19 protein-coding genes are annotated in these 26,160 nt (G+C 69.3%); 7 read left to right on the top strand and 12 right to left on the bottom strand.

What is annotated here, in order from left to right; translation table 11 throughout:
* Positions 1–90 precede the first annotated feature (90 nt).
* Positions 91–1,683, bottom strand: coding sequence for a sensor histidine kinase (locus AC5JJ2_RS04465; protein WP_495856757.1), 1,593 nt, complete (start codon positions 1,681–1,683; stop codon positions 91–93).
* Positions 1,684–1,897: 214 nt separating this feature from the next.
* Between AC5JJ2_RS04465 and kdsA the strand changes: the two genes are divergently transcribed.
* The 6 genes from kdsA to holA all read left to right on the top strand — a co-directional run bounded on the left by kdsA (position 1,898) and on the right by holA (position 7,859).
* Positions 1,898–2,725 carry a 3-deoxy-8-phosphooctulonate synthase gene (gene kdsA, locus AC5JJ2_RS04470; RefSeq protein WP_495856758.1) on the top strand — a complete coding sequence of 276 codons (828 nt, stop codon included), beginning with the start codon at positions 1,898–1,900 and terminating at the stop codon, positions 2,723–2,725.
* A gap of 22 nt (positions 2,726–2,747) precedes the next feature.
* The gene (locus tag AC5JJ2_RS04475) at positions 2,748–4,556 is read left to right on the top strand and encodes a hypothetical protein (RefSeq protein ID WP_495856759.1); all 1,809 of its coding nucleotides are present in this window, start codon (positions 2,748–2,750) and stop codon (positions 4,554–4,556) included.
* A gap of 180 nt (positions 4,557–4,736) precedes the next feature.
* Positions 4,737–5,108, top strand: a complete 372-nt coding sequence (locus AC5JJ2_RS04480; RefSeq protein ID WP_495856760.1) for an FHA domain-containing protein — start codon at positions 4,737–4,739, stop codon at positions 5,106–5,108.
* 8 nt (positions 5,109–5,116) lie between these two features.
* Entirely contained in the window at positions 5,117–6,097 is a 981-nt protein-coding gene (locus tag AC5JJ2_RS04485) for a PfkB family carbohydrate kinase (protein ID WP_495856761.1), read from the top strand.
* Entirely contained in the window at positions 6,094–6,738 is a 645-nt protein-coding gene (locus AC5JJ2_RS04490; protein WP_495856762.1) for an NAD(P)H-hydrate epimerase, read from the top strand. The genes AC5JJ2_RS04485 and AC5JJ2_RS04490 overlap by 4 nt, the downstream gene beginning before the upstream one ends.
* A gap of 113 nt (positions 6,739–6,851) precedes the next feature.
* On the top strand, positions 6,852–7,859 hold the full coding sequence (gene holA, locus AC5JJ2_RS04495) for a DNA polymerase III subunit delta (protein WP_495856763.1): 1,008 nt from the start codon (positions 6,852–6,854) through the stop codon (positions 7,857–7,859).
* A 15-nt stretch (positions 7,860–7,874) separates the two neighbouring features.
* Here the strand turns inward: holA and AC5JJ2_RS04500 are convergent, their stop codons facing one another.
* Entirely contained in the window at positions 7,875–8,894 is a 1,020-nt protein-coding gene (locus AC5JJ2_RS04500) for a TIGR02996 domain-containing protein (RefSeq protein ID WP_495856764.1), read from the bottom strand.
* A gap of 61 nt (positions 8,895–8,955) precedes the next feature.
* On the opposite strand from AC5JJ2_RS04500, the gene AC5JJ2_RS04505 reads away from it, so the two are divergent.
* Positions 8,956–9,657 (top strand): HAD-IA family hydrolase, encoded by a 702-nt coding sequence (locus AC5JJ2_RS04505; RefSeq protein ID WP_495856765.1) that lies wholly within the window; start codon positions 8,956–8,958, stop codon positions 9,655–9,657.
* Here AC5JJ2_RS04505 and AC5JJ2_RS04510 read toward each other — a convergent pair.
* From AC5JJ2_RS04510 to solA, 10 genes are all read right to left on the bottom strand, one after another.
* Positions 9,638–11,014 (bottom strand): DUF1501 domain-containing protein, encoded by a 1,377-nt coding sequence (locus tag AC5JJ2_RS04510; protein WP_495856766.1) that lies wholly within the window; start codon positions 11,012–11,014, stop codon positions 9,638–9,640. The two genes, AC5JJ2_RS04505 and AC5JJ2_RS04510, sit on opposite strands and share 20 nt — an antisense overlap.
* Positions 11,015–11,083: 69 nt before the next feature.
* Positions 11,084–13,696, bottom strand: coding sequence for a DUF1549 and DUF1553 domain-containing protein (locus AC5JJ2_RS04515; protein ID WP_495856767.1), 2,613 nt, complete (start codon positions 13,694–13,696; stop codon positions 11,084–11,086).
* A gap of 128 nt (positions 13,697–13,824) precedes the next feature.
* A complete protein-coding gene (locus tag AC5JJ2_RS04520; RefSeq protein ID WP_495856768.1) occupies positions 13,825–14,712 on the bottom strand; it encodes an SMP-30/gluconolactonase/LRE family protein in 888 nt (295 codons plus the stop codon).
* A 175-nt stretch (positions 14,713–14,887) separates the two neighbouring features.
* Positions 14,888–16,228: a DUF1501 domain-containing protein gene (locus AC5JJ2_RS04525; protein ID WP_495856769.1), complete on the bottom strand. Its 1,341-nt coding sequence runs from the start codon at positions 16,226–16,228 to the stop codon at positions 14,888–14,890.
* A 69-nt stretch (positions 16,229–16,297) separates the two neighbouring features.
* On the bottom strand, positions 16,298–20,137 hold the full coding sequence (locus tag AC5JJ2_RS04530; RefSeq protein WP_495856770.1) for a protein kinase domain-containing protein: 3,840 nt from the start codon (positions 20,135–20,137) through the stop codon (positions 16,298–16,300).
* A gap of 143 nt (positions 20,138–20,280) precedes the next feature.
* The gene (crcB, locus tag AC5JJ2_RS04535) at positions 20,281–20,640 is read right to left on the bottom strand and encodes a fluoride efflux transporter CrcB (protein ID WP_495856771.1); all 360 of its coding nucleotides are present in this window, start codon (positions 20,638–20,640) and stop codon (positions 20,281–20,283) included.
* A complete protein-coding gene (locus tag AC5JJ2_RS04540) occupies positions 20,640–21,593 on the bottom strand; it encodes a lysophospholipid acyltransferase family protein (protein ID WP_495856772.1) in 954 nt (317 codons plus the stop codon). The genes crcB and AC5JJ2_RS04540 overlap by 1 nt, the downstream gene beginning before the upstream one ends.
* A gap of 179 nt (positions 21,594–21,772) precedes the next feature.
* Entirely contained in the window at positions 21,773–22,822 is a 1,050-nt protein-coding gene (locus tag AC5JJ2_RS04545; protein ID WP_495856773.1) for a hypothetical protein, read from the bottom strand.
* Between the two features lie 171 nt (positions 22,823–22,993).
* Entirely contained in the window at positions 22,994–24,853 is a 1,860-nt protein-coding gene (locus tag AC5JJ2_RS04550) for a hypothetical protein (RefSeq protein ID WP_495856774.1), read from the bottom strand.
* Between the two features lie 137 nt (positions 24,854–24,990).
* Positions 24,991–26,142, bottom strand: coding sequence for an N-methyl-L-tryptophan oxidase (gene solA / locus AC5JJ2_RS04555; RefSeq protein ID WP_495856775.1), 1,152 nt, complete (start codon positions 26,140–26,142; stop codon positions 24,991–24,993).
* Between the last annotated feature and the right edge of the window lie 18 nt (positions 26,143–26,160).

The raw sequence follows: 26,160 nt of genomic DNA on the forward strand, positions 1-26,160 counted from the left end.
GACGCGCTCACCCCCCTCCCTAGCCCTCCCCCCCAAGGGGGGAGGGAACAAAACCAGCCTCGCAAAGCCTCGGCTCACCGGCCAACGTCGTCACGCCACCTTCTGCATCGGCAACAGCGGGAGCACGTCCGGCCCGTCGGCCGGGCGGGCGACGACCGCCTTCACCGGCAGCCGCACCACGAACGTACTCCCCTTCCCCGGCCCGTCGCTCGCGGCGGTGATCGTCCCGCCGTGCTGGTCGATGATCTGGTGGCTGATCGACAGCCCCAGCCCGGTCCCGTTCCCCGTCCGCTTGCGGGTGAAGAACGGCTCGAACAGGTTCTGCAACACGTCCGCCGTCATGCCGCAACCCGTGTCGCGGAACACGACCTCGACGAACTCGCCCTGCGGGGCCGCGGCGATCCGTAATACCCCGCCCTCCTCCATGCTGTCGAGGGCGTTTACCACGAGGTTCAGCACCACCGACTTCAGGTCCGGCGGGTTCACCGCGGCCACCAGGTACACCGGCGAAAACTCGATGCTCTTCCCGCGGCAGTTCGGCAGCGGCTTCGCCACGTCGATCACGTCCTGGAGCAGCCGGCCGAGGTCCGTGACCTCCCGCCGCCCCTCGCCGGACCGGCTGAAGTCCAGGAGCTTCTGCGTGATCTGCTTGCACCGGAACGCCTCCTGCTGGATGACCCGCAGGTACTTCGCCAGCACCTCCGCGTCCCCCGGTGAGAGGCGTTTCGTCAGCTCGTCCACCCGCCGCTCGAGCGCCTCGGAACAGAACGCGATGGACGCGAGCGGGTTGTTGATCTCGTGCGCGACGCCGGCCGCGAGGAACCCGACGGACACCATCCGCTCGGACCGCACGAGCTGCCGGCTCCGCTCGTTCACCTGCCGGGCGAGGTCGGCGTACACGTCCCGCAGCCGGGCGGTCATCGTGTTGAACTCGTTCGCGAGTTCCTCCAACTCGTCCTGCGAGCCGAGGCGGATCGGGCTGTCGAAGTCCCCGGCATGGACCCGCTGAACGCCGGCCTGGAGCTGCCGGATCGGGCTGAAGACCCAGACCTTGAAGTAGTAGAGCAGGGTGAAGATCAGGATGACGGCGATGACGGTCGCGGTGACGGCGATGACCGTCCCGCGCTTCCGGTCGGAATCGGCCTGCGTGAACGAGTACTTGATGTCGGCCCCGAGCAGGCTGAACAACTCGGTCGATTCCTGTTTGAGTTCCGAATGGAGGCCGCGGATCGCGTCCTCGTCGATCAGCCGGCGGTCCCCCTGCGAGCTGATGGCCGGGCCGCGGTTGACGACGCCCTTCCGCATGGCGGCGAGGGACCCCTCGATCCGGGTCAGGGCGTGCCGCTCGCCCTCGCCCTCGTCCGGGTCGTTGCGGCGGTACGGGTCGGTCGTCCGGAGGGTCTCGCGGTAGTACGCGACCGCCTTCTCGGCCTCGGTCAGTTGCACCAGGATGTGGGCCTGTTCCTCCTGGCGGGTCTTCGGGCTGCCGTCGGCCATCGCGTGGATGATGTCGCGGAGGATGATAATGACTTTGATCTGCTCGAGCTTGTGGTTGGCCAGCCGCTCGGCCTCGACGTAGGAGGTCAGGCCGAGCGCCGCCCCGCTAATGAGCAGGCCGATGCTGGCGATGACCAGGACGAGGCCGAAAACCAGTTTGTGCCGCAGCCGCCACGGACGGGCCACGCGCAGCCTCCTTGCCGCGTTGAACCGACACCCACGATTCGGGACGGGGACAATACCAGAGTCGTTCTTACAACGGGAGGGCAATTTTTTCAGAAGGGGTCTGGGGGCTGGGGAATGGGGTCTGGCAGAAACAGATCGGGGTTGACATTGAGGTATTCAACCCGCCCCGGACTTCTGCCAGACCCCAGACCCCAGACCCCATACCCTATTCCCCATGCCAACCACACCCGTGCCCGTCGGCCCGCACGCCGTCGGCGGCGGCAACCCGCTGCTCTTCATCCTCGGCCCGTGCGTCATCGAGTCGCACGACCACACGCTGCGGGTCGCCGAGACCGTCCGCCGCATCGCGGACGAGCTGAAGATCGCCGTCGTGTTCAAGGCGTCCTTCGACAAGGCGAACCGCAGCTCCGGGAAGTCGTTCCGCGGCGTCGGCCTCGACGCCGGATTGAAGGTGCTCGAAGCGGTGAAGCAAACTTTCGGCTTCCCCGTCACGACCGACGTTCACGAGATCGCGCACTGCACCGCCTCCGCGGGCGTCATCGACATCTTGCAGATTCCCGCGTTCCTCGCCCGACAGACGGACCTGCTCGAAGCCGCGGGGAAAACCGGCCGCGTGGTGAACGTGAAGAAGGGCCAGTTCATGGCCCCGTGGGACATGAAGAACGTCGTCGCGAAGCTGCGGGAGGTCGGGAACCCGAACGTACTCCTCACGGAACGCGGCACGACGTTCGGCTACGGGCTGCTCGTCAACGACATGCGCTCGATCCCGTGGATGCAAGAAACCACGGCCCCGGTGATCTTTGACGCCACGCACAGCGTACAGACCCCGGGCGCGCTCGGCGACCGGACCGGCGGCGACCGGAAGATGGTCCCGACGCTCGCGAGGGCGGCCGTCGCGGCCGGGTGCGACGGGCTGTTCCTGGAGACGCACCCGGACCCGGACCGCGCCCCGAGCGACGGCCCGAACATGATCCCGCTCGCGGAACTCCCGGCGAGCCTGAAGGCGTGCCTGCGGGTTCGCGAAGCCGTAACTTCGACGTGATACTTCCCCCACCGAGACGGACATGCCCCGAACCCTCTTGTGCGTGACGGTCGTAGCGGTCGCGCTGGCCGGATGCACCACGAAGCCGCGGACCGACCTGCCCGGCGGCGACACCGCGACGAGCCAGGCCGACCCGTGGCCGACGGCCGCGACCACCCTCCGCAAGCAGCCGGACCTCGGCGGCGCGCGGCAGGTCGTCTCGCAGCTGACCGCCGACCTCGCGAACAACCCGAAGGCCGAGGCCCCGGCCGCCCTCCCACCGGACGCGGTCAAGCAACTCGCCGACCTCCTGCGGCTGACGCCGGGCGAGACGAAGGAAATCTCCGGCGGCACGTACACGACCCTGGACGCCGCGTACCTCGGCGAGTGCCTGCTACTCCGCGACGCGGTCCGGTCGCTCGACCTCGGCAACCACTCGCCCGAGCGCAAGGCGCAGCTCGCGTTCGCCTGGGTCTGCCGGCAGGTCTACCTCCGCCAGGGCGTCATCCGCGTCGGCAACGGGCTGACGTACTCCCCGCCGCTGCCGCCGCAGTACGCCCTGCTCCGCGGGTACGGCACGGGGCTGGACCGGGCCTACGTCTTCCTCGCCGCGCTGCAACAACTGGGGTTCGACGGCTGCCTGATCGGCCCGCCCGGCCGGGAGCAAGCCCCGAGCATCGCGATCGAGAACGACAAGCCGACGAAGGGGCCGTTCTGGGCCGTCGGCGCGCGGACGGCGGACGGCCAGGTGCTGCTGTTCGACCCGTGGCGCGGCCAGCCGTTCCCCGGCCCGAACGGCGGGGTCGGCACGCTGGCGGAAGTCCTCGCCAACCCGGACCAGATGAAGCCGTGGATGGAGGACAAGAACACGCCGTGGGACGTGTCGGCCGCGGACGTGAAGGCGGCCACGGCCTACGTCGCCGTCCCGTTCATGGCCGTGACGCCGCGGATGAAGATGCTGGAAGAGAAGGTCGCCGCCGAGGTCGGCGTGAAGGCGTACCGGAACCCGGTGGAGGCCGTGGCCCGCCTCGGCCCGGCGGCGAAGGTCTGGGCCTCGCCCGACCCGTTCTGCCTGACCCGCGCGCTCGCCTCGTTCCTGCCGACGGAAGACGGCGGCACGGACGCGACGCCGGTGAAGGAACTCCGGCTGCTCGACCAAGTTTCGCGGTTCGGCCAAGTGCCGAGCGAGCTGTACGCCCCGCCGCCGGACATCGCCGCCCCGGAACTCCAGGCCGGCTTGCGGACGCGGTTCGTCGTGCGGTTCCTCGAGTGGGTCGTGGACGCGAACCCGCGGGAGAAGATTCACCGCGGCCAGTTCAACGAGGTCATCCGCGGGATGATCGACCGGGAGCAGAAGCTGAACGCCCTCCGGGACCGGTCGCGGGGCGCGGCCGTGACCGAGGGCGACCTCGCGAAGTGGACGCAGACGGCGAACGAGCTGTACCAGAGCCTGTCGGCCGCCCGGCTGCCGCAGAACGCCGGCAACCTGCCGGCCGCCCAGGCGGCGCTCGAGCAGTTCTGGGGCCAGGGCGGGGCCGTCGTCCAGCAGATCGAGGACACGACGATGGTGCCGGTCGGGCTGGCCGAGGTCGGGTACTTCGTGGCCGTGTGCAAGCACGAGCAGGCGGAGCGGGCGGGCATCCGGATGCACCGGACGCCGCCGGCGGACAAGGGCCGGGCCGAGGCCGAGCGGGCGACGAAGGAGGCGTGGGCCGTGGCGAAGGACGCCTGGGGCCGCTACCTCGCCGCGGCGGAGCCGTACCTGAAGCTGAACCCGGAGCGGACGGCCCACGCCCGCAAGCTGGCCGAGCGGGCCGGGACGTTGGCGGTCAATCCGACGGCCGCGTGGTGAATGAGGTCCGACGTTTCGGGTTGCCCGATATAGCCGCCGGCTTGCCGGCGGGGTTTTGGGGGTCGCAAACCCCCGCCGGCAAGCCGGCGGCTATATCTGCGGCCGGAACCGATTGCACTCGTCCCGGAATCGGGTAAGAATGACGGCACACGAGGAACCAACCACCCAGGTGATTCGCCCATGCGTGCGCGACTGATCCCGGTCGACGGCGGCCCGGCGCTGGAACTGGCGAAGGACCTCACCCTCGTCGGCCGGAACGACGACTGCGACATCTTCATCGACCACAAGAGCGTGTCGAAGCAGCATTGCGTGCTGGTGAAGACGGAAGGGCTGGTCCTCGTCCGCGACCTGGGGAGCACGAACGGCACGCGGGTGAACGGCCAGCGGATTCGGCGGGCGGCCTTGCTGCCGAACGACACGCTGGCCATCGCGAACTTCAAGTACACGGTGAAGTTCGGCGAGGAGCCGAAGGGGGCCAAGAAGGACGAGAAGACGATCGAGGAGGACAAGCCGATCAAGGTCAACGCCCTGCCCGACAACTACACGTCATAAGTTGAGACATGGCCGAGATCATTACGTTCGGCGAGGCGATGGTCCGCCTCGCCCCGCCGCACTTCCAGCGGATCGAGCAAGCCCGGCAGCTCGACGTGGAGGTCGGCGGCGCGGAGCTGAACACGGCCGTCGGCCTCGCCCGACTCGGCCGGTCCGCGGCGTGGGTGTCGCGGCTGCCGGACAACCCGCTCGGCCGGCTGGTGGCGAACCGCGCCCGCGAGGCCGGCGTCGAGCCGCTCGTCAAGTTCGTGGACGACGGCCGGTGCGGGGTCTACTTCCTGGAGTTCGGCGCGGCCCCGCGGGCGAGTTCGATCCTGTACGACCGCAAAGACTCCAGCATCTCCCGCGTCTCGCCCGGCGAGTTCGACTGGCCGACGATTTTTGCCGGGGCGAAGTGGTTCCACGTCACCGGCATCACGCCCGCGATCAGCCCGAGTGCCACGGCCGTGACTGACGAGGCGCTACGGGCCGCGAAGGCGGCGGGCGTCGGCACGAGCATCGACCTGAACTACCGCTCGAAGCTATGGACCCGCGAGGAGGCCGGCCGCACGATGGGCGAGCTGCTCACCCGCTGCGACCTGCTGCTCGCCAGCGAGCCGGACGCGGAACACCTGTTCGGCGTCACCGGGAGGGACTTCGCCGAGGTCGCGAAGAAGCTGATCGACCGCTTCGGGCTGAAGATGGTCGCCGGCGTCCGCCGGGCGACGCCGCTCGTGTGGCGGAACACGTTCGGCGCGGTCGGCTTCTTTGAGAATAAGTTGTTCACGACGGCCGACTACGAGGTCGAGATCGTGGACCGGCTCGGCGCGGGCGACGCGCTCGCCGCCGGGCTGATCGACGGCGTGCTGGCCGGGGACTTCCAACGCGGCCTGGACGTGGGGGCCGCGATGGGCGCGATCAAGCACACCATCCCCGGCGACCTGCCCTGGGTTACCCGCGAGGAGATCGACGAGTTGCTGACGGGCCACGGCTTGAGGATTCGCCGATGAGCGAGTTCTACCTTTCGCGCGAGCAGGTTCGCGAGCTGGACCGCCGGGCGGTCGCCGGGTACGGCGTGCCGGGCGTCGTGCTGATGGAGAACGCCGGCCGCGGCTGCGCCGAGCTGCTGATGCAGCTCAACCCGGCCCGCGAGCCGACGGCCATTCTGTGCGGCCCCGGCAACAACGGCGGCGACGGGTTCGTCCTCGCCCGCCACCTCGACAACCGCGGGTGGCCGGTCGAAATCTTCCTGGTCGAAGGCTACCTCCCGGCCGACGCGGAGATCAACTTCGAGATCGTGACGAAGACCGGGCTGCCGGTCCGGTCCATTGCGGACTGGCGGCCGGCGGCCGGGTGGGTCGTGGACGCGCTGTTCGGAACGGGACTGAGCCGCGGGCTGGGCAAGCCGCTGGACGCCGTGGTGGCCGCGATCAACGCGAGCGGGCTGCCGGTGTTCGCCGTGGACATCCCGTCCGGGTTGGACTGCGACACCGGCGAGCCGCTCGGCCCGACGGTCCGGGCGGCGCACACGGCCACGTTCGTGGCGGAGAAGCTCGGCTTCCGCAACCCGGCGTCACGGGCGTGGACCGGCGAGGTCCACGTCATCGACATCGGCGCGCCGCGGAAGCTGGTGGACGACTACCGGCCATAGTAGTAGGCACACTCCGTGTGCCGTCTGCTGTCGGTCACAGCGACTCCGTGCGAGTCTCCTCGGCGGGAAGGAGACGGCACACGGAGTGTGCCTACTACTATGAAAACGGCCTCATGGACGCGCTCGCGTTTCTCGACAAGGCGGCGAAGCAGAAGCGGCAGCCGGTCTACGCGCTCGTCGGCGACGAGGACTTCCTCAAGCGGCACGCCCGCGAGGCGATCCTGGCCCTCGTCCTCGGCGACGCCGACCACGACTTGGCCGTCTCGCCGTTCCCCGGCGACCGGCTCGACTTCTCGACCGTCCGCAACGAACTCGACACGCTCCCGTTCCTCGGCCCGGCCCGCGTCGTCGTCGTCGAGAACGCCGACCCGTTCGTGACGAACCACCGTGAAAGCCTCGAACGGTACGTCGCCGCGCCGAGCAAGATCGGCGTGCTAATCCTGGACTTGAAGACGTTCCCGGAGACGACGAAGCTGGCGAAAGCCCTGCCGGACGCGGCGAAGGTGGTGTGCAAGGCCCCGCCGGCTTACAAGCTGCCGGAGTGGTGCGTCGGCTGGGCGAGGGCGCGGCTGAACGCGAAGCTCGACCTCGACGCCGCGAACTTCCTCATCGAACTCGTCGGCCCGCAGATGGGGCTGTTGGCGCAGGAACTCGAAAAGCTGAGCGTCGCCGTCGGCGCGAAGGGAAGGATCACGGCCGAGGCGGTCGATTCGCTCGTGGGCCGCAGCCGGGCGGCGAACGTGTTCCACATCCTGGACGCAATCGGCGACAACAAACCGGCCGTCGCGCTGAAGTTGCTGACGGAGCTGTTCGAGGAGGGCGAGGACCCGCTCGCGGTAATGGGGCCGCTGACGGCGCAACTCCGCAAGCTCGCGACCGTGGGGCGACTGACGACGGAAGGACAGTCGCTGGGAGTGGCGATGGACAATGCGGGCATCGCGAAGTGGCCGCAGGCCCGGCAGAACTGCGAGAAGCAGGTGAAGCACCTCGGCCGCCGCCGGCTCGACAAGCTGACCGAGTGGCTGGTCGAGATCAACCTGGGGCTGAAGGGCGGCAGCCACCTCCCGCCGCGGGTGCAGGTCGAGCGGCTGGTCGTGAAACTCGCCCGCCCGCGGGCGTGATTCCCGGCTTCAACGTCACCCCACCGGGTCGGTCACCTGAATCGTCACGTCCGGGCCGGCCGGCGTGTCCGCGATCTCCATCGGCAACTCGTATGCTCGCTCCTGATGTCGGTACCGCACGAGGCCCAGCTCGTACCCCGGCCGGCCGTCGCGGAGGTCCGGCAGCCCGGCCCACTCGCGGAGTTCCGCGATCACGTCGAAGTGCAGCCACCACGGGACGAAGTTCCACGTCCGCCAGCCGCGGTCGTTCCGCATCGCGATCGAGCTGCCGTGCTCCTGCGGGGCCATGCGGATCATCGTCATCCGCTCGCGGATCGCGTCGGCGAAGATGCCCTGGATGAGCCGGGCGACCGGCGGCACGGCCAACGACCCGACCGGCCCGCCGTCCGCGACCGCGGACTCGGCCGGGAATCCGAGCAAGAGCGCCCGCACGGCCGTCTCCTCCCGCAGGGCGGCGTAGCTCCGGTCGGTCGCCGCCTGCAACTCCGCGGCGTCCGCCCCGACGCAATGCACCTGCCCGCCGAACAGCCGAACTTCGTCGCGGGCGAGTTTCGCCTTCAGTTCCCGCGGGCGGGCGGACGCCACCACGAGCGTCCGCTCCGTCCACGCCCGCGGCGGCCCCGGCGGGTGCCACCCGGACCACTCGACCGGCAACAGTTTCTGGTCGCGGGCCGTCCACTCCCAAACCTGCGACGTGACGGCCACCGGCATCGTCAGGTTTGCCAGTTTCACCGTGACGTTCGCCGCGGGCAGGAGGTTCAACAGGCCGGCCGCCTTCGCGACGAAGTCCGGCAGCGCGAGCGTCAACTTCGCGACCACGTCCTGGGCCGCGGCCGCGCGGCGTTCGTGTCGCTCGGCCGGGAGCATCGGGCCGTAGTGCGTGACGGTCCCGAGGCGGATGAAGTGCGCCCACGCGGCCTGGTCGGCCGTGCCGATGTCGTCGAGCCAGTCGGCGAACACGAGCCGCGGGAGTTCGTCCGCGGGGTCGGCGAGGGCCGCCTTGAACAGGGCGTTCGCTTCCACCGGCGCGGCCATCGCACGGACTCCTTTCGATATGCTTTACCCATCATAGCCGCCTCCACCCGCCGGGCCAAACATGCTGCCGCCGCACGTCCGGGCCGTGTTCTTCGACGCCGTGGGGACGCTGATTCATCCGGCCGTCCCCGCCCCGCGGAAGTACGCCGACGCCGCCGCCCGCGCCGGGCTGACGCTGACCGAGGGCGAAGTCCGCGCGCGATTCGTGGCGGTCTTTCGCGATGAGGAGAAACGGGACCGGGAAGCGAGCTGGGTCACGTCCGAGGAGCGGGAGGTCGCCCGGTGGCGGCACGTCGTCGCGCGAACGCTGGCCGGGGCGGCCGACCCCGACGCCCTGTTCCGCGAGCTGTACGACCACTACGCCGAGCCGGAAGCGTGGGCCGTGGACCCGGTCGCTACGCGGGTGTTCGCCGAGCTTCGCGGCCGCGGGTTAGTGCTAGGGTTGGCGTCGAACTACGACCGGCGGTTGGAAGCAGTCGTGGACGGGCACGCGGAACTGCGCGGCCTGTTGCCGAACGTCGTCATCAGCTCGCGGGTCGGCCACCGCAAGCCGGGCGGCGCGTTCTTCGCCGCCGTGCTGGGGACTGTCAACGGGCTGTCACCGGACGAGATCGCGTTCGTCGGCGACGACGTGGAGAACGACTACGCCGGCGCGACGGCGGCGGGGATGCTCGCGATCCTGCTCGACCCGCAGGGTCGGCATCCGAACATCGCGAACCGGGTGGCCGCGCTCGACGAGTTGCTCAGGCCAGAATCTCCTTGACGACGTGGCCGTGAACGTCGGTCAGCCGGCGGTCGATGCCGTCGTGCCGCACGGTCAACTTCTCGTGGTCCAGGCCCAAGAGGTGCAGGATCGTGGCGTGAACGTCGTAGCAGTAGAGCTTCCCGTCCGCGGCCCGCCACGACCACTCATCGCTCGTGCCGTAACTGGTTCCGCCCTTGACGCCGGCCCCGGCGAGCCACGCGACGGACGTGCCCTGGTTGTGGTCGCGGCCGGTCGCCCCCTGCGTGAACGGCTGCCGGCCGAACTCCGTGCTGCAGACGACGAGCGTGTCCGCGAGCAGCCCGCGGTCCTTCAAGTCCTTCAACAGGGCGGCCGTCGGCCGATCGACCTGCCGGGCGATGGCCGGCAGCTCCTTCACGATGTCCGTGTGGTTGTCCCAGTTGTTCGTCGGCCCGCCCGCGCCGCTCCAGACCTGGACGAACCGCACGCCCCGCTCGAGCAGCCGCCGGGCGAGCAAGCACCGCTTGCCGAAGTCGGCGGTCACCGGGTCGTCCGCGCCGTACAGGTCGCGGGTCGCCTTCGTTTCCTTCGCCAGGTCGAGCGCCTCCGGGGCGTGCCGCTGGAGGTTCGCGGCGAGTTCGTAGCTGGCGATGCGAGCTTCCAGCCGCGAATCGCCGGACCGCTCGTCCGCGTGCCGGCGGTTGATCTTCGCCAACAGTTCGCGGCCCTCGGCGTCGGCCTCCGGCGTGACGAGCGGAACCTTCCCCGACGGTTGCAGGTCCGGGATCGGCGGCGTGCCGGCGGCGTTGAGGATCGTCGCCTGGTGCGCGGCCGGCAGGAAGCCGGCGGAAAAGTTCCCCTTCTGGTTGTACGGCAGCCCCCGCGCGTCCGGCAGCACCACGAACGTGGGCAGGTTGTCGGACAGCTTCCCGAGGCCGTAGGACAGCCACGCCCCCAGGCACGGGAAGCCGGGGCGGGCGAACCCGGTGTTCATCATGTAGCTGGCCGGGCCGTGGACGTTCGATTTCGACGCGACGGCCATCAGGAACGCCATCTCATCGACGTGCCTCGCGACTTCCGGGAAGACGCTGCTCACCCACCGGCCGCACCGCCCGTGTTGTTGGAACGCGAACGGCGACTTCATCAACTTGCCGGGCACGCTGGTGACGCCCTCGACCTTCTCCTTCGCGTTCGGCTCGAACGGCTGGCCGTGCCGCTTCTCGAGTTCCGGCTTGTAGTCGAACGTGTCCGGCTGGCTGAGGCCGCCGTTGAGGAAGATCTGGACGACCCGCTTGACCTTCGGGGCGGAATGCGGAGCGGCGGACGTCATCTGTGCGAGCGCGATCCCGCCGAGGCCGCCGCCGAAGTGCCAGAGGAAGTCGCGTCGTGTGGTCATTGTGTAGGGTGGGCATTGCCCACCGTTCTCCGTGACGGTCACCCGCGTCGGTGGGCAATGCCCACCCTACTAATCGAGAAATAGAAACTCGTTCGAGTTCATCAGCACGCGGCAGGCGTTCGCCAGCCCGTGCTTCTTCGCGTAGGCCACCAGTTCCTCACGCTCGGCCGCGGTCGGCGCGCGGCCCCACAGCCGACGGCAGGTCGTGTCCACGTCCTTCGCGGACGCGGCCATCGCCTTCGCGTGGGCCAGGATGAAGTCGTTGTTGAGCAGCGCCAGCGACTGCGGGGCCGTAACCGACGAGTTCCGCGTCGGCGTCAACTGCGACGCGTCCGCCCCGTCGAGGCAGTCCACCAGCGGGTCCGGCAGCGTGCGGAACACGAACCGATAGACGCTCCGCCGGTGGCCTTCCGGCCGGTCCCAGTCGAACTTGTCGTACTCGACCGTCGGCGTGACGTGGATGCCGGGCTTCATGGAAAACTGCTGGTCGGACGGCCCGCCGCGCCGCCGGTCGAGCCGGCCGCTGGCCAGCAGGATCGCGTCGCGGACTTGCTCCGCGTCGAGCTTCGTCCGCGGCATCCGCCACAAGAGGCGATTGTCCTCGTCTTTCGATCTCGGATCGGGGATCGCGGAACGCGGAACGGAAGACGTTTGCCGGTAGGTGGCACTCGTCACCAGCAGCTTGTGCAGCTTCTTGAGCGACCCCTTCGCCTCGTCGCGGAACCACACGGCGAGCCAGTCGAGCAGCTCGGGGTGCGACGGCTTGCCGCCCATCTTGCCGAAGTCGTTCGGCGTGTCCACGATCCCGCGGCCGAAGTGCCACTGCCACGCGCGGTTGACGATGCTCCGCCACAAGAGCGGGTTCATCGGGTCGGTCAGCCACCTCGCGAGCGCGGCGCGGCGGTCGCCTTCCGCGTGGTTCTCCGCGAGGGCGAAGTCGCCGGGCAGTTCCGGGAGCAGCGAGAGCGTGCCGGGGGCCATTTCGTCGCCGGGCTTGCGGATGTCGCCGCGCTTCAACAGGTGGACGGCCCGCGGCTTCGCGATCGGCTTGTGGTTGCCGTCCGCCTCGAAGTTCGCCGCGACCGCGTACACCATCTGCGGCGGCGGGACGGCCGCGAGGTCCGCCGTCAGCTTCGCATGAAGGACGTGCCTTGCGAGTTCTTCCTGCTGCTTCGCCGTCCGCTGCCCTTCGGCCGTGCGAAGGCTCTCCGCGACGCTCGGCGGCAGCGGTTGGGCCAACCCCGCCTTCTCCTCGGAAGTCACGCTCAGGCGGAAGCGGCCGATCAGGTGACCGCCGCCGTGCAACTGCTCGAGGCGGATCGTGAACTCGCCGCCGGCCGTCGGCGTCGCGAACGGCAGCACCGCCTCGTGCGGCACGCCGACCTTCGGGTAGATGCCCCACGCCGTGGCCGGGTTGCCGTCCGTCGCGTGCTTGATCGTCCAGCCGTCCTGGTCGAAATCGCTCGTCGGCGGGCCGAGCTTCACCGCGTCCGCGCCGCGGCGGATGGTCACCTCGCTGAGGTGCAGGTTGCCGTTGTTCTGAAGGCCGGGGCCGCGGTGCGGGAACGTGTCGTCGGTCAGCACCTCCAGCCGCACGGCCGTGACGCGGGGCAGCTTCGTCGCGAACGTGACGACGTAGGTTTCCCGCTCCGGCCGCGTCTCGTGCGTGGACCGGTACGACCCGTCCGGCTGGGCCGTGAGCGTCGAACCCTGCTCCGCGACGGCCGCCGACACCGCGACCGGCTGCCACGGGTTCTTCGCCCCACTTTGTTGCTTCTCCCACGCCCGCAGTTCCGCCACGAACGCGGCGTCGGCCAGCCGCGCCTTCACGTCCGGCGACTTGAGCGCCGCCGTCAGTTCCCGCCGCTTCGCCGTGACTCTCGGGTCGAGGTCGAACGCGACGTTGCCGCGGCCGACGCCGGCGAACACGGCCTGCAGCCGGTAGTAGTCGTCGATGGGAATGGGGTCGAACTTGTGGTCGTGGCAGCGGGCGCAGCCGACCGTGAGGCTAACGAACGTGCCCATCGCGGTCGCGATCATGTCGTCGCGGTCGAGGTAGTGGCCGACCTGCCGGTCGATGCTGTCCTCGCGGATGTCGCGGAGCGAACTCTCGTCCCACGGCCCGGCCGCGAGGAACCCGAGCGCGGGCAGCAGTCGCGGCTCCTTCGGGAACAGCACGTCGGCGGCGAGCTGCTCATGGACGAACCGCGGGTACGGCGTGTCCGCGTTGAAGCTCTCAATGAGGTAGTCGCGATACCGCCAGGCGTGCGGCCGGGCGCGGTCCTGGTCGTGCCCGTGCGTCTCGGCGAAGTGGACGGCGTCCATCCAGTGCCGTGCCCAGCGCTCGCCGAAGTGCGGCGACGCGAGCAGCCGGTCCACCAGCTTCTCGTAAGCGTCCGGCGACGTGTCCTTCAGAAAGGCGTCGATCTCGTCCGGCGTCGGCGGTAGCCCGGTGAGGTCGAACGTGACGCGGCGAACGAGCGTGCGGCGGTCCGCCTCCGGCGACGGTGACAGCCCGGTGTCAGCGAGTTTCTTGAGGACGAAGGCATCGACGGGATGGGCCGGGCCTTTCGGGACGGGCGGCGACCTCAGCGGCGCGAACGCCCACCACCGCTCGGCCGCTGGGTCGGCCTGCGCGACCGCCATTAAAAGGAAGCCGAGGATGGGTAGGAGTCGGCCCATAGTAGTAGGCACACTCCGTGTGCCGTCGCGAATTCGAGTCTTCGAGAATTCGCGTGAGCGTTTGCAGGCAGGAAGGTTTCGCGGAACGTCGAAGACTCCGTTCCGCGACGGCACACGGAGTGTGCCTACTACTCTTTGAGCCGCTGCCACGCGAGGCCGGGCTTGTCCACGCGGAACGAGACGAGCCGGCCGTGGTCCACTTCCGTCACGTACACCGTCCGGCCGTCCGGCCCGCCGAAGCACAGGTTGCTCGGCTTCGACCCCAGTACGTCGATCTCCTTCAGCGTCTCGCCGGCCGGCGTCATCTTGATGACCGTCCCCTTGCCGTGCCGGGTGACGTACAGGTTGCCGTCCACGTCGATCCGCATGCCGTCGAAGCCGTGCTCGTCGAACTTCTTCACCAGCTTCTTCGCGCCGAGCGACTTGTCCGCGTTCACCGGGAACGCCCAGACGTTCCGCTGCCGGGACTCGTTGACGTACAGCGTCTTCCCGTCCGGGCTGAGGTCGAGGCCGTTGGTCGTGCCCATCCCGTCGGCCAGCCGTGTGGTTTTGCCGTCCGTGTCGATCCGCCAGAGCTGCCCCGTCTCCTTTTCCCAGTTCGGATCGCTGGCGAACAGCGTCCCGTCCGCGGCGATGGCCAGATCGTTCGGCTGGTTCATCTTCGGCTCGTGGGCGAACACGGTGATCGCCTTCGTCGCCGGGTCGATCTTGAGGACGTTGTGCTCGACGTAGTCCGCGACGTACAGGAAGCCCTTCTTGTCGAAGACGATGCCGTTGCCGGTGCTCTTGTTCGGCAGCGTGACGAAGATTTCCGTCTTGCCCGCCGGCGTGGTGCGGCCGATCGTCTGCTGCTTCGCGAAGTTGACGACGAAGACGTTGCCGTCCTTGTCGCAGCCGGGGCCTTCGATGCCGGGCGTGAAGGCGTGTTCCGGCGTGAGCGGCGTGGCGACGAACAGCTTCTCGTCCGCGCGGGCGGCCGAGGTGAGGAGCAGGACGGCGACCAGTAGGCGGGTCATGCGGGGAACCCTCAATTGAAGGCCGTTCAGTCGCGGGGCGGGGCGCGAACCTAGACTTCCGAAGTCCGGCTTCGACTTCGGAAGTCGATCCCGCGCGGGGACGTTCACATCTTCCGCGTTGGCCCCCGTCCCACATCGACTTCCGAAGTCGAAGCCGGACTTCGGAAGTCGGGGCTTACCGGTTCTGGAACAGCACGTCCATGACCTTCCCGGCGTTGATCGCCGTCGGGCGGTTCTGCGGGTCGCGAATCTCCGCGTCCGGCGGGACGCCGAGCGCCTGGTAGATCGTCGCGCCCACGTCGAACGGCGTGTACGCCGTGGTGACCGGGTGCGCCCCGGCCTTGTCCGACTTGCCAATCACTCGCCCGCCGACCACGCCCGCGCCGGCGAACAGGCCGGAGTAGACGGCCGCCCAGTGGTCGCGGCCGGGGACCGCCTCGCCGGGCAGGTTCGAGATTTTTGGCGTCCGGCCGAACTCGCCGAGGACCGCGACGAACGTGTCGCCGAACAAGCCCTCCGCGTGCAGGTCATCGACGAGCGCCGACACGGCCTGATCGAGCCACGGCAACAACCGGTTCTTCATCCGACCCCAGTTATCGACGTGCGTGTCCCAGGTCTGCACGATGCCCATGTTCGCCTGCACGATCGGCACGCCGGCCTGCACCAGCCGCCGCGCGAGCAGGAGCGACTGGCCGAACTGGTTGCGGCCGTACCGGTCGCGGGTCGCCACCGGCTCGCGGTCGAGCTTGAACGCGCCGGCGACTTTGCCCGAACTCAGCAGCTCGAACGCCCGGTGCTGGTGGCCGCGGAACGCCGGGTCGGTCGCGCCGGGGGATTCGAGCTGGTCCAACAGGCCGCGGCGGGACGCGACCCGCGGCGGGTCCACGCCCTCGGCGAGGGTGAACGTGTCCATGCGGAACGTCGGCGCGTTCGGGTCCTGCGTCACGAGCATCGGGTCGTGGTGCTGGCCGAGGAACCCGGCGTGCTGGCCGGGCCACGTCAGCGGGCCTTCGATCAGCGAGTGCGGGAGCGTCACGCCGTTCGGGATGCCGTCGTGCCGCGGGCGGAGGTAGTTCAGCCCGGCGGCGTAGCTCGGCCAGTCGCGGCGGGACAGCACGTTGTCCAGGTCCGACCCGCGCTGCAGCGGCATCGTCGCGCCGGTCAGTAGGCGGTGCGTGCCGGGCAGGTGGCCGTTCTCCCGGTGCGACAGCGACCGCACCAGCGCGAAGTGGTGCATCCGCTTCGCCAGCTGCGGCAGGTGCTCGCAAATTTGGATGCCGGTGACGTTGGTGGCGGTCGGCTTGAACTCGCCGCGGATTTCGGCCGGGGCGTCCGGCTTCATGTCGAGCGAGTCGATGTGGCTCATCCCGCCGGTGAGGTTGACCAGGATGACGGACTTCGACCCCCGCGGCTGCTTCGCCGCGGCGGCGTAGAGCGTCGGCAGGCTGAGGCCGAGGGCGGCGCTCGCCCCGGCTTGCACGAACGCCCGGCGGGTTGGGTGGGGATGAACAGGCATGCGATGGGTTCCGACGGTGGGATGAAACAGTTGTACCCGATGCCGCCGCCGGACGCCAGCGCGAGTTTTCTATCTCGCCGGCAACTTCCACTCGCGGGCGAAGGCGGCGTAGTCCTGGCCGTTGACCTTCTTCAGCGATTTCATCCGGGCGAATGCCCAGAAGTTCGTGTTCATGTAGCCGTACACGCCGCCGAACTTCACCTCCTCGATCGGCAGATCGACGAGCGGGTAGAGCTGCGACGACTTGAACGCATAGGACTCGAACCGGCGGAGCTTCGGGAACGCCCGCAGCGGGGACAGGTCCCACAGCGGCTTCGCGTCGTGCTCGGCGGTGATCGTGATGCCGACGACCTCGCCGTCCTCGAGCTGGGTGTCGAACTGGATCGCCTTGCCGTTTTGCTCCTCCAGGTTCGCCTTCACGGCCGTCACCCGCTCGGCGACCGGCAGTTGCGCGACGGCAACCAGGAACGCCTCCCGCTTCGCCCGCCGCTCCGTGGACTGCGCGAAGAACGTCGCGGCCGGGATCGCCCGCCGGGTTTGGCTCGGGGCGACCGTCTTCAGGTTGGGCATCGTCCGGAGCAGCGGCTCGAACAGGTCGAGCTCGACGCCGGCGAAGTGCTCGATCGTGGCCGACCCTTCCAGCGGCGAGTAGTCGGCGAACGCGACGCCGCGGTTCTGGAAGTTCTTCAGCCGCGTCCGCTTCAGCGGGGTCAGGTCCAGGTTCTGCGCCTCCTCGACGTGCAGCGCCTCGAGCGGCGTGTCGGCCAGCGGCGACAGGTCGAACGCGCGGTCCGGGCGGCCGAAATACAGCGTCTTCAGCGGCAGCCCGCGGAGCGGCCCGAAGTCGGCGACCTGCGTGCCGTGGACGTTCAGCTCCTCCAGCGGCAGCCCGCGGAGCGGGGTCAGGTCGGCGACGCCGGTGGCGTACAGGTTCAACTGGCGGATCGGCAGCCCGGCGAGCGGGGACAGGTCGCGGAGTTGCCGTTGGCCGGGCAGTTGGAGTTCCGCGAGCCGCTTCAACGCCCGGAGCGGCCGGAGGTCGGTCAGCCGCGCCCCCGGCCCCGGCCCGGCCAGGTCGAGGTATTCCACGTCCGGCACGGCGGCGAGCGGCGTCAGATCGACCAGGGCGTCCGACCGGATCGTGACGCGGGCGTCCGTGAACTCCTCGTACCGGCCGTCGAAATCCGGGTTGCGGCGCTTCAGCTCCGCGATGACGACGGCGGTGCGGTCCGGGACGGGTAGCGCGAGGACCGACTTGACCCACGCGGGGTCGGGCGGCGGGAACTTCGACGCGGCCGGGTACAGGCCCCACTCGCGGGCGTACTCCTCGACCGGCCGGCCGTTCACCTGCTTCAGGTGCTTCAGCTTCGCCAGCGAGTGCAGGGCCTTCGAGTGGTGCATGGTCGAGTCGGCGACGTGGACCTCCTCGATCGGCAGGTCGAGGACCTGGTGGAACAGCGGCGTGTACCCGAACACCCGCGCGTCGATCCGCTTGAGCTTCGGGAAGGCGCGGAGGAAGCTCAGGTTCCAGACGTTGCTGTGCGGGTCGCTCCCGGCGAACGCGACGGCGACGACGTGCCCGTTCTCGACCGTGGCCTGGAGGGTCGGCTTCCCGTTCCCGTTTTGCTCGGCCCACTTCTTCCGCACGGCCTCGACCTGCTCCGCGACCGGGAGCTTGGCCGTCGCCGCCGCGAACTCGTCCGCCTTGCGGCGGTACTCCTCGCACGCCGCGAAGAACGCCGCCCGCGGCTGCGGCGCGGGGTGCGTGTAGCTGGTCACCGTCTCCAGCTTGGGCAACGTCCGGAGGAACGACTCGTACTGGACCGGGTCGAACCCGGAGAAGTGCTCGATGCCCGTCCCCTCCAACGGCGACAGGTCCGGCAAGGCGGTGTAGATCATCTTGAACGTCTTCAGCGGGCACTTCCGCAGCGGCGTCAGGTCCGTGCCGCGGCCCCACTGGAATTGGACGTGCTCGAGCGGGCAACCCGCCAGCGGCGACAGGTCGAGCCGCACCTCGGGGAGGCCGAGGACGACGGTGCGGAGCGGCAGGTTCGCCAGCGGCGTCAGGTCGAGGGCCGGCGTGTCGTGGATTTCCAGCCGGTCGAGCTTCATCCCCTTGAGCGGGGCGAGCGACTCGACCGGGCAGTTCAGGACCGCGAGATGTTCGAGCGGAAGGTCTTGGACCGGCGACAGGTCCTTCAACAGCGGGTGGGATTCGAGCCGCAGGCCGCGGAGCTTCTTCAGCCCGCGGAGCGGGGCGAGCGTTGCGAGCGGGGACGGTTCCTTCCCGCCGTGCGGAATCGCGAGATACTCCAGAGCCGGGACGGCGAGGAGCGGCGTCAGGTCGGAAACGGCGTCCGTTCGCAACTCGAGGCCGGTCTTCGTGCCGAGCAGCGGGTCGGCGACCCACGCCAGCCCGGTGCCGCCGTAGCCGGGGTTCCGCCGCTTCAGCTCCTCGTTGATCGGGCCGAGGGCGTCCGTCGGCGGCAGCGCGGCCACGGACTTCACCCACTCCGGGTCGAGCTTCGGGAACGGGCCGAGGTCCACCGCCGCGGGCTTGACGGTCTCGAACACCTTCTTACCGTTCTTCTCGACCGTCACCTTCGCGTCGTCCGGAACCTTGAGTTCCGTCGTCGTGCCGTCCGGGTTCACGACCTTGATGACGATGAACCCGCCGACGACCATCGTGAGGACGCCCGCCAGCAGCAGGCCGATCATCGCCTTCGGGGACGCCTTCGCGGCCTTCGGCCGGGTCACGACGGTCGGCGTCTCGGCCGTCGTCGGCCCCTCCTCTTCGAGGTGGGCGAAGGCGTTGTCGGCGGCCGTCGCCATGACCGTGACGGGGACCGGGACGTACACGACCTGCTGCGACCCGGTTCCGGGGTTACCGTTCGTGGTGACGGCGTTCGGGTTCGCCTGCCGTTCCATCATCGTGTGCAGCCGGGCCGACACCTCGTCGGCCGTCTGCGGCCGGTTCGCCGGCTTCTTCGCGAGCAGTTGGTGGATCAACTCGGCGAGCGGCCGTGGCGCGTTCGGCACGACCTCCCACACCGGCGTCGGGTCCTCGACCGCGAGGGCCGTGAGAATGGCCATCACGTCCGGGCCGTCGAACGGCAGCTTGCCGGTGACGAGCCGGTACAGGACCGCGCCGAGGCTGAACAGGTCGGCCCGGTGATCGACGGTCAGCCCGCGGGCCTGCTCCGGCGGCATGTACGCCGGCGTCCCGACGACGGTACCGCTCTTCGTCAGCTCGCCGTCGTTGGACCGGACCGGCTTCGCGAGGCCGAAGTCGAGAATCTTGACCCGCCCGTGCGGGGCTTCGAGCCAGACGTTGCCGGGCTTGATGTCCCGGTGGACGAGGCCGAGCCGGTGGGCCGCGCCGAGGCCGAGCGCGATCTCGCGGCCGATGCGGATCACCTGGGCGAACGACGGCCGCCCCTTCTTCGCCAGGTACTCGTCCAGCGGGTAGCCCTGGAGGTACTGCATGGCGATGTACGGGATGCCGTCCGCCTCGTCGGCCTCGTGGATGGCGATGACGTTGTCGTGCCCGATCTGGGCCGCCGCCCGCGCCTCGCGGAGGAACCGGTCCTTCGCCTGCGGGTCGCCGGCCGCGTCCGGGAGCATGACCTTCAGCGCGACGCGGCGCTGCAGCCGCTCGTCGAACCCGAGGTAGACGGCTCCCATGCCGCCCTTGCCGAGCTGCTTCAGGACGCGATACCGGTCGAGCCGGCCGAGGTCGCCGGGATGGTCGGACGGCTTGAAGACGAACAGCCGGGCGGAGATGTGGTCGAGGCTGGCGGGCGGCGCGCCGCCGTTCGGGATGGTGCGGTCGGGGTTGCCGCGGGGCGGGTTGGTGTCCTCGGTCACGGCGGCCGGGGCGTGTGGCAAAACGTCGGACGAAGCACTCACCGCAGGCTCCCCGTGTGGGTCGGTGGAAGTCGGCGGGAAACTCTACTGCGCACTTGTCAAGGACGCCGGAACGAAAGTGAACGAGGACGGTGGCCGGTTACGAGGCGGGGGGAAAATTGATGGGCGGGCGAACGGGAGTCGCCTTATCGAACCACTTTCATCCCGATCCACGCCCCGACGACCCCGGCGGCGACCGACCCCAGCACGTACCCGGTCGCCGCGAGCCAGCGGTCTTTTTCGAGCATCGTCAGGGTTTCGAGGCTGAACGTGCTGAACGTCGTGAACCCGCCGCACACGCCGACGCCGAGGAACAGCACCCAGCCCGGCCGGTCCTTGCACGCGACGGCGACGACGCCGAGGATGAGCGAGCCGACGACGTTGATGGCGAACGTGTGCCACGGGAAGGCGTCCGCCCAGCCGCGGGCCTTGAACAGCTCGCCGAGCCAATACCGGGCGTTCGCGCCGAGGCCGCCGCCGATCAGGAGCAGGACGAACGGGAGCATCACGCCGCCTTTTTCGCCGGGGTCTTCCGCGCCGCCGGCTGCGACTTCCACCGACGGTGCAGCCAGAAGTATTGCTCGGGGCTGCGGCGGATCAGCCGGGCGAGGGCGTCGTGGTACCGCTGCGTGATGGCCTTCACCGCGTCCGGCTGGCCGGCGTACTCGGCCGGGTCGATCACGTCCTCGCAGACGATGTCGTAGGGGCCGATGCGGTCGGAAATCGCGGGGGACCGCCGGATCGTGCCGACGACGACCATCCGGCAGTCGAACTCGATGGCCATGAGCGCGACAGCCTTGTGCGCGCTCGCCGGACGGCCGAAGAAGTCCACGAACACGCCCCGCGGCCCGGCGTCCTGGTCCGCGAGCGTCGCGACGATGCCGTTGTTCTTCAGCACCCCCTCGAGCCGGTCGAAGTCGTCCTTCTTGGCGATGATCGTCTGCCCGGTCGCCTGGCGGAACTTCTTCAGGAACCGCTCCAGGTACGGGTTGTCTAGCACGCGGGCGATGGCGTAGGTGCGGAACCCGAACATGCCGGTGTAGTACCCGGCGAGTTCCCAGTTGCCGAGGTGCGCGGTGACCACGAGCGTCGGCTTGCCGCGGAGGTACGACCCGACGACCTCCGGCCCGTGGACCATCGCGACGGCGCTCGGCCAGTTCACGAGCCGCAGCTTGCGGGGAAGGAGGATGATCTCGATGAGCAGCACGCAGAAGTGCCGGTAGCAGGCCCGCACGAGCCGGTCGATATCCGCGGGCGACTTTTCGGGGAACGCGAACCGCAGGTTCTCGGCCGCGACCTCGCGGTGGCGGCGGTCCACGCGGTGGACGACGGCGGCGAGCAGTTCGGCGAAGTGCAGCGCCCACCGGACGGGCACGGCCTGGACGACGCCGACGAGGGTTCGCACGGCGAGGAAGACGAGGAAGTCGGCCCACGGCCGACGCGGTTTGGCGGGACCCATCGCACGGACTCCGTTCCGGGGTGGGCGGGATGGTAACCGGGAACCGGGCGACGTGTCACGGGCAATTCACTGTGGAACCCTGAGCGGAAGCGACGGGGTGGGGAGGCAGCCTCCACACCCCGTCGCTTCCGCTCAGGGTTCCAAAAACAAACGGCCGCCTTGCGGCGGCCGTCGGCGGATCAGAACCCGTCGTCGTCGTCCGGGTCGATGTTGTTGCGGTTCCGACGGCCGCGGAAGTTGTTTCCGCCGCCGTCGCCGTCGTCGAAGTTCCCCTGGTTCTGCTGAATCTGCGGGCCGTCGTCCGGGTCGAAGTCCCGGTCCCGGTTCGCGCCGCGGGAGATGGCCACGATGACCACCAGCCAGAACAGCTTGTCCATCAGCCACATGATGAGGTTCAGCGCGCCGAGCGTGGACATGGCCTCGTTGATGTCCAGGCTGAAGAACGTCATGAACAGGCCGAGGGTGACCATGAAGCTCACGACCGGGCCGATCGCCCACCCGATGAAGTACAGGTGGCTGACGAAGAAGATGCCCCACGACATCAGCGAGATGGCGGCGAGCGATCTCACGGCATTTTTTAACGTCCCGTACTCGATCCCCATGACCGCCCCGATCACCATGAGGGCGATGATGATGAGCGGGATCATGACGAGGGTGAACACGAACGCGATGCCGAGCAACAGCGGCGGGTTGATGAGGCCCTCGCTGCGGTTGGCGAAGATCGTGCCGGCCACGACCATCATGATCGTGCCGAGGAACATCAGGAAGATCGGCACGCCCCACTCCATGACGGCGTTGTCGCGGGCCGCGTCCTTCGCCTCCTCGTCCTCCCGCCGCATCCGGGCGCGGTCCTTCTTCGTCAGCCGGGACGTGGACTTCTTCTTCCGCGACCGGTCCTCGTCCTCGTCGTCGTCCCGGCGGCGCTTCGACCGCGGGCGGTCGTCCGCGTCGTCGTCCCGGTACTTGGACGACTTCTTGGCGCGCGGCCGGTCGTCGTCCGCGTCGTCGTCGCGGTACTTCGACGCCTTCTTCTTCCGCGGCCGGTCGTCCTCGTCGTCGTCCACGACCTCGAAGTCGTTGTCCACCTTCGTCTCGGCCGCGGCGGACCGGACCGGGCGGGTGTCGTTCTCGGACTCGGGCCGGCGGCTCGGCTTCTTCTTCCGCGGCGGCGGCTCCTCGTCCACGACCTCGAAGCCGTCGTCGTCGTCATCGCGTCGTCGCTTCGCCATGGCGAACCTCGGGAAAAACAAATCGGCGAATGAAAGCCCGGTGTGCTGTTGCATTGGCGAGCGTCGGGGCGTAAGCCCGACGTGGCTTCCGGCGTTGAGCGCGTCAACTTACCGGCACACGTCATTTTCTTGCCGCCGGCCACGTCGGGCTTACGCCCCGACACTCGCCGGTCACACGACGGCCAGCGGGGACGGCTCCCACGAGAAGTCGAACGGCGCGTCCGTCGTCTCCTCGCTCTCCTCCCGGTCGCGGAACACGTGCATCACCCGGAACCGGCTCACGTCGTCGAACTTCGGCTCCGGGTACGTGTCCGAGTGGAACTCGTTGCCCGGCGCGTATTCGTGGAACATCACCTTGACCTTCGGCACGCCCTGGAAGTGCTGGTCCTCCGCCCGCCGCTTGCCGCCGTGAACGTCGTACAGCTCGAACAGCATCCGCAGCACCTTCTCCAGCTTCCGCGCGTTCACCCCGTCTTCGAGGTAGATCAGGTCGATGTGCGTGGCCCGCAGCATCTGGTGGACGTGCTGCCGGACGCGGGGGCCGAGCAACTTCTCGAAGCTCGGGCCGACCGGCCGCAGCGTCGCCCCGTGGTCGGCGTTCTTCCCCTTCGGCGGGGCCTCCCAGAGCAGCGTCTCGACGAACCACCAGTGCGGCGCGATCCAGAACCCGCCGCCGCTCTCCGGGACGACGTGCGAGGATTGCTTCAGCAACTTCGCGAGGCACTTCAGGAACCGCCGCCGCAGTTGAATCTCGTCCCGCCGGGCCACGCGGTCCTTTACCACCGCGCCGGCCAGGTCGTCGAGCGACACCTTGAGCGGCCAGCGGGGGTCGAACTCGGTCGCCTCGGACCGTTCCTTCGGCACCAGATTCAACCCGACGTGCGGGGCGTCGGTTTCGGGGGCCGGGGCGAACGCGGTGCGGAACCCCCAGCGGCGGACGAGCCGCCCGGCCAGCACGCGGGTCGGTTGGTCGGCGGCGTTGTCCACGCGGACGGTCAGCGGGTCGCGGCGGGTCGGGTCGGTCCGGCGGAACCGGACGAGTTGGTACACGCCCAGCAGCACGATGCCGGGGACGAGCCACGCGGCCAGCGCGCCGAGGAACCCGGTGACGACCATCGGCGATTCGAGGGACGGCGGGGCGGTCAGCCGGCCGCCGCACGCGGACAGCACGAGCGACGCGATCAGCACGGCGGCGAACGCCACGGCCAGCGACAGGATGCGGCGCATCGGGATGCTGTAGATCGCCTGGGCCGCCTTCGGGCCGCCGGTCCGCCACAGGATGCTCGCGTCCCCGTCGCCGCGGAGGAAGCACGCGGCCGCCGCCAGCACGGCGACGACGCCGCACAGCCCGAGGCCGTACATCGGCGGCGTCACCAGCGTGACGAGCATTGCGAACAGCCAGTACCCGACCAGCACGACGGCGTCCGGCGACTGCGGCGGCGGGTCGGCGTCCAGCACCGACCGGTGCGGGTTCGCGTCCGTGTCCGCCAGCTTCCGCATCTGGTTGTCGAGCACGTACACCGGCAGGTAGATGCTCGCCGCCACCGCCGTCAGGAGCATCAGCCAGAGCGACACGAGGACGACGATGTACAGCACGTAGGAGGTCCGCATCCCCACGTCCCGCCACCCGTTGGGGAACCACGCCCACGCGGCCAGCGCGAGCGCGTCCCAGGCGAGCAGGCCGAGGAACGCGAGGTAGACGGCCCGCGGGACCCGCCGCTGGATCGGCGGGACGCCGCGGAAGTCGAGGCCCACGTCGTACTTCAACTGGTCGAACCGGCTGGCCTGCTTGCTCGCGAACGCGGACAGCTTCGTCACCCACGGGACCGGCTCGGACCGGTGCCACGCGGCGACGAACATGCCGCCGAGCAGGAGCGCGACGCCGGCGAGCAGGTCGTGCAGGTCGGTGGTGGCGTTGCGGCCGACGAACTCCAGCCCGACGAGCAGGCCGACGACGGCAATGGCCGTGCCCCGCTCGGCCGTGGGCACGAGGCGTTGCACGCGGAACAGGACTGCGTCGCGGAGTTTCATGAGAAATCTATTTCATCACACTTCGACCGGTTCGCCAATCCCGACGTTCCGGATTTGAGGAATTGGCCACAGACGAACACGGATGAAAACAGATCAGAAGGAGGAGAAAACCGATCTCATTGATGACGGGCCTTAACTCAATCTTCTTTTCCGACCTGCTTACCTCCGTGTTCCTCTGTGGCCGACCTCCGACGATTAACACTGAAGAAGTCGATGGGATGGTACGTAGTACCCATTTCGGCGAGGTCGGCGAGGATTTCGCCGACGACGGACGCGAACTTGAACCCGTGGCCGCTGAACCCGGCCGCAACCACCACGTTCGGGTCCGCCGGGTGAACGTCCAGGACGAAGTGTCGATCCGGGGTGAGCGTGTACTGGCACGCCTGGCGGGTCGCGTTGCGGGCGAACGGCGTCCGGACGAATTGGCGAAGGAACTCCAAGACCGGTAGCTCGTCATCGTCCGTCGTTTCCCAATTCACTTGGTCCGGCGACGCGAGTTCGGGCTGGCCGTAGTGCCTCGCGAGCTTCACGCCGCGGGCGTCGATCATCGGCAGGCCGTAGAACGCGCCGAGGGGCGACTCGAAGAGGAACACCGGGAACCGGTCGCGGCGGAACAATTCCCGGTGGGCCGGCTCGAACCAGAGCATCGTCTGCCGCATGACAGTCAGCGGCACGCCGAGGTCCGCGAGTAACTGCGTCGCCCACGCCCCGGCCGTGACGACCAGCTTCGCGGCGCGGTAGGTATCCTTCGCGGTGCGAACGAGGACGCCGTTCCCGTCCGGCTGCCAGCCGAGGACCGGTTCCTCCGCGTGAAATTCGCCCCCCTTCTCGACGGCGGCGTCGAGGTGGGCGCGGACGCAGTCTTCGACCATGAGGAACCCGGCCTGCGTCTCGAAGACCGTCTCGTACCCGTCCGGCACGCGGAACGGGCCGGGGTCGCGCGGTTCCAGCTTCAGCCCGTGCTGCGCGGCGGACGCCTTCACGCCCTGGGCGAGTTCGCCGTCGGCGGGGCCGATCGAGAGGCAGCCGCATTCCGTGAGCAGGTGGCGGCCGGTGAGCTGTTCGAGGTCGTACCACCGCTCCCACGCGCGGCGGAGGATCGGGACGTAGGCCGGGTGTTCGTAGTACGCGGTGCGGATGACCCGCGTGTGCCCGTGCGAGCTGCCGCGGGCGTGGACCGGGGCGAACTGCTCCAGCCCGAGGACCCGCCGCCCGCGGCGGGCGAGTTCGTACAGAGCGGCCGACCCCATGCCGCCGCAGCCGAGGACGATGGCGTCGAAAACTTTCATGCCGTCATCGTATCGGGT

The sequence above is a fragment of the Limnoglobus sp. genome (genome assembly GCF_059499385.1).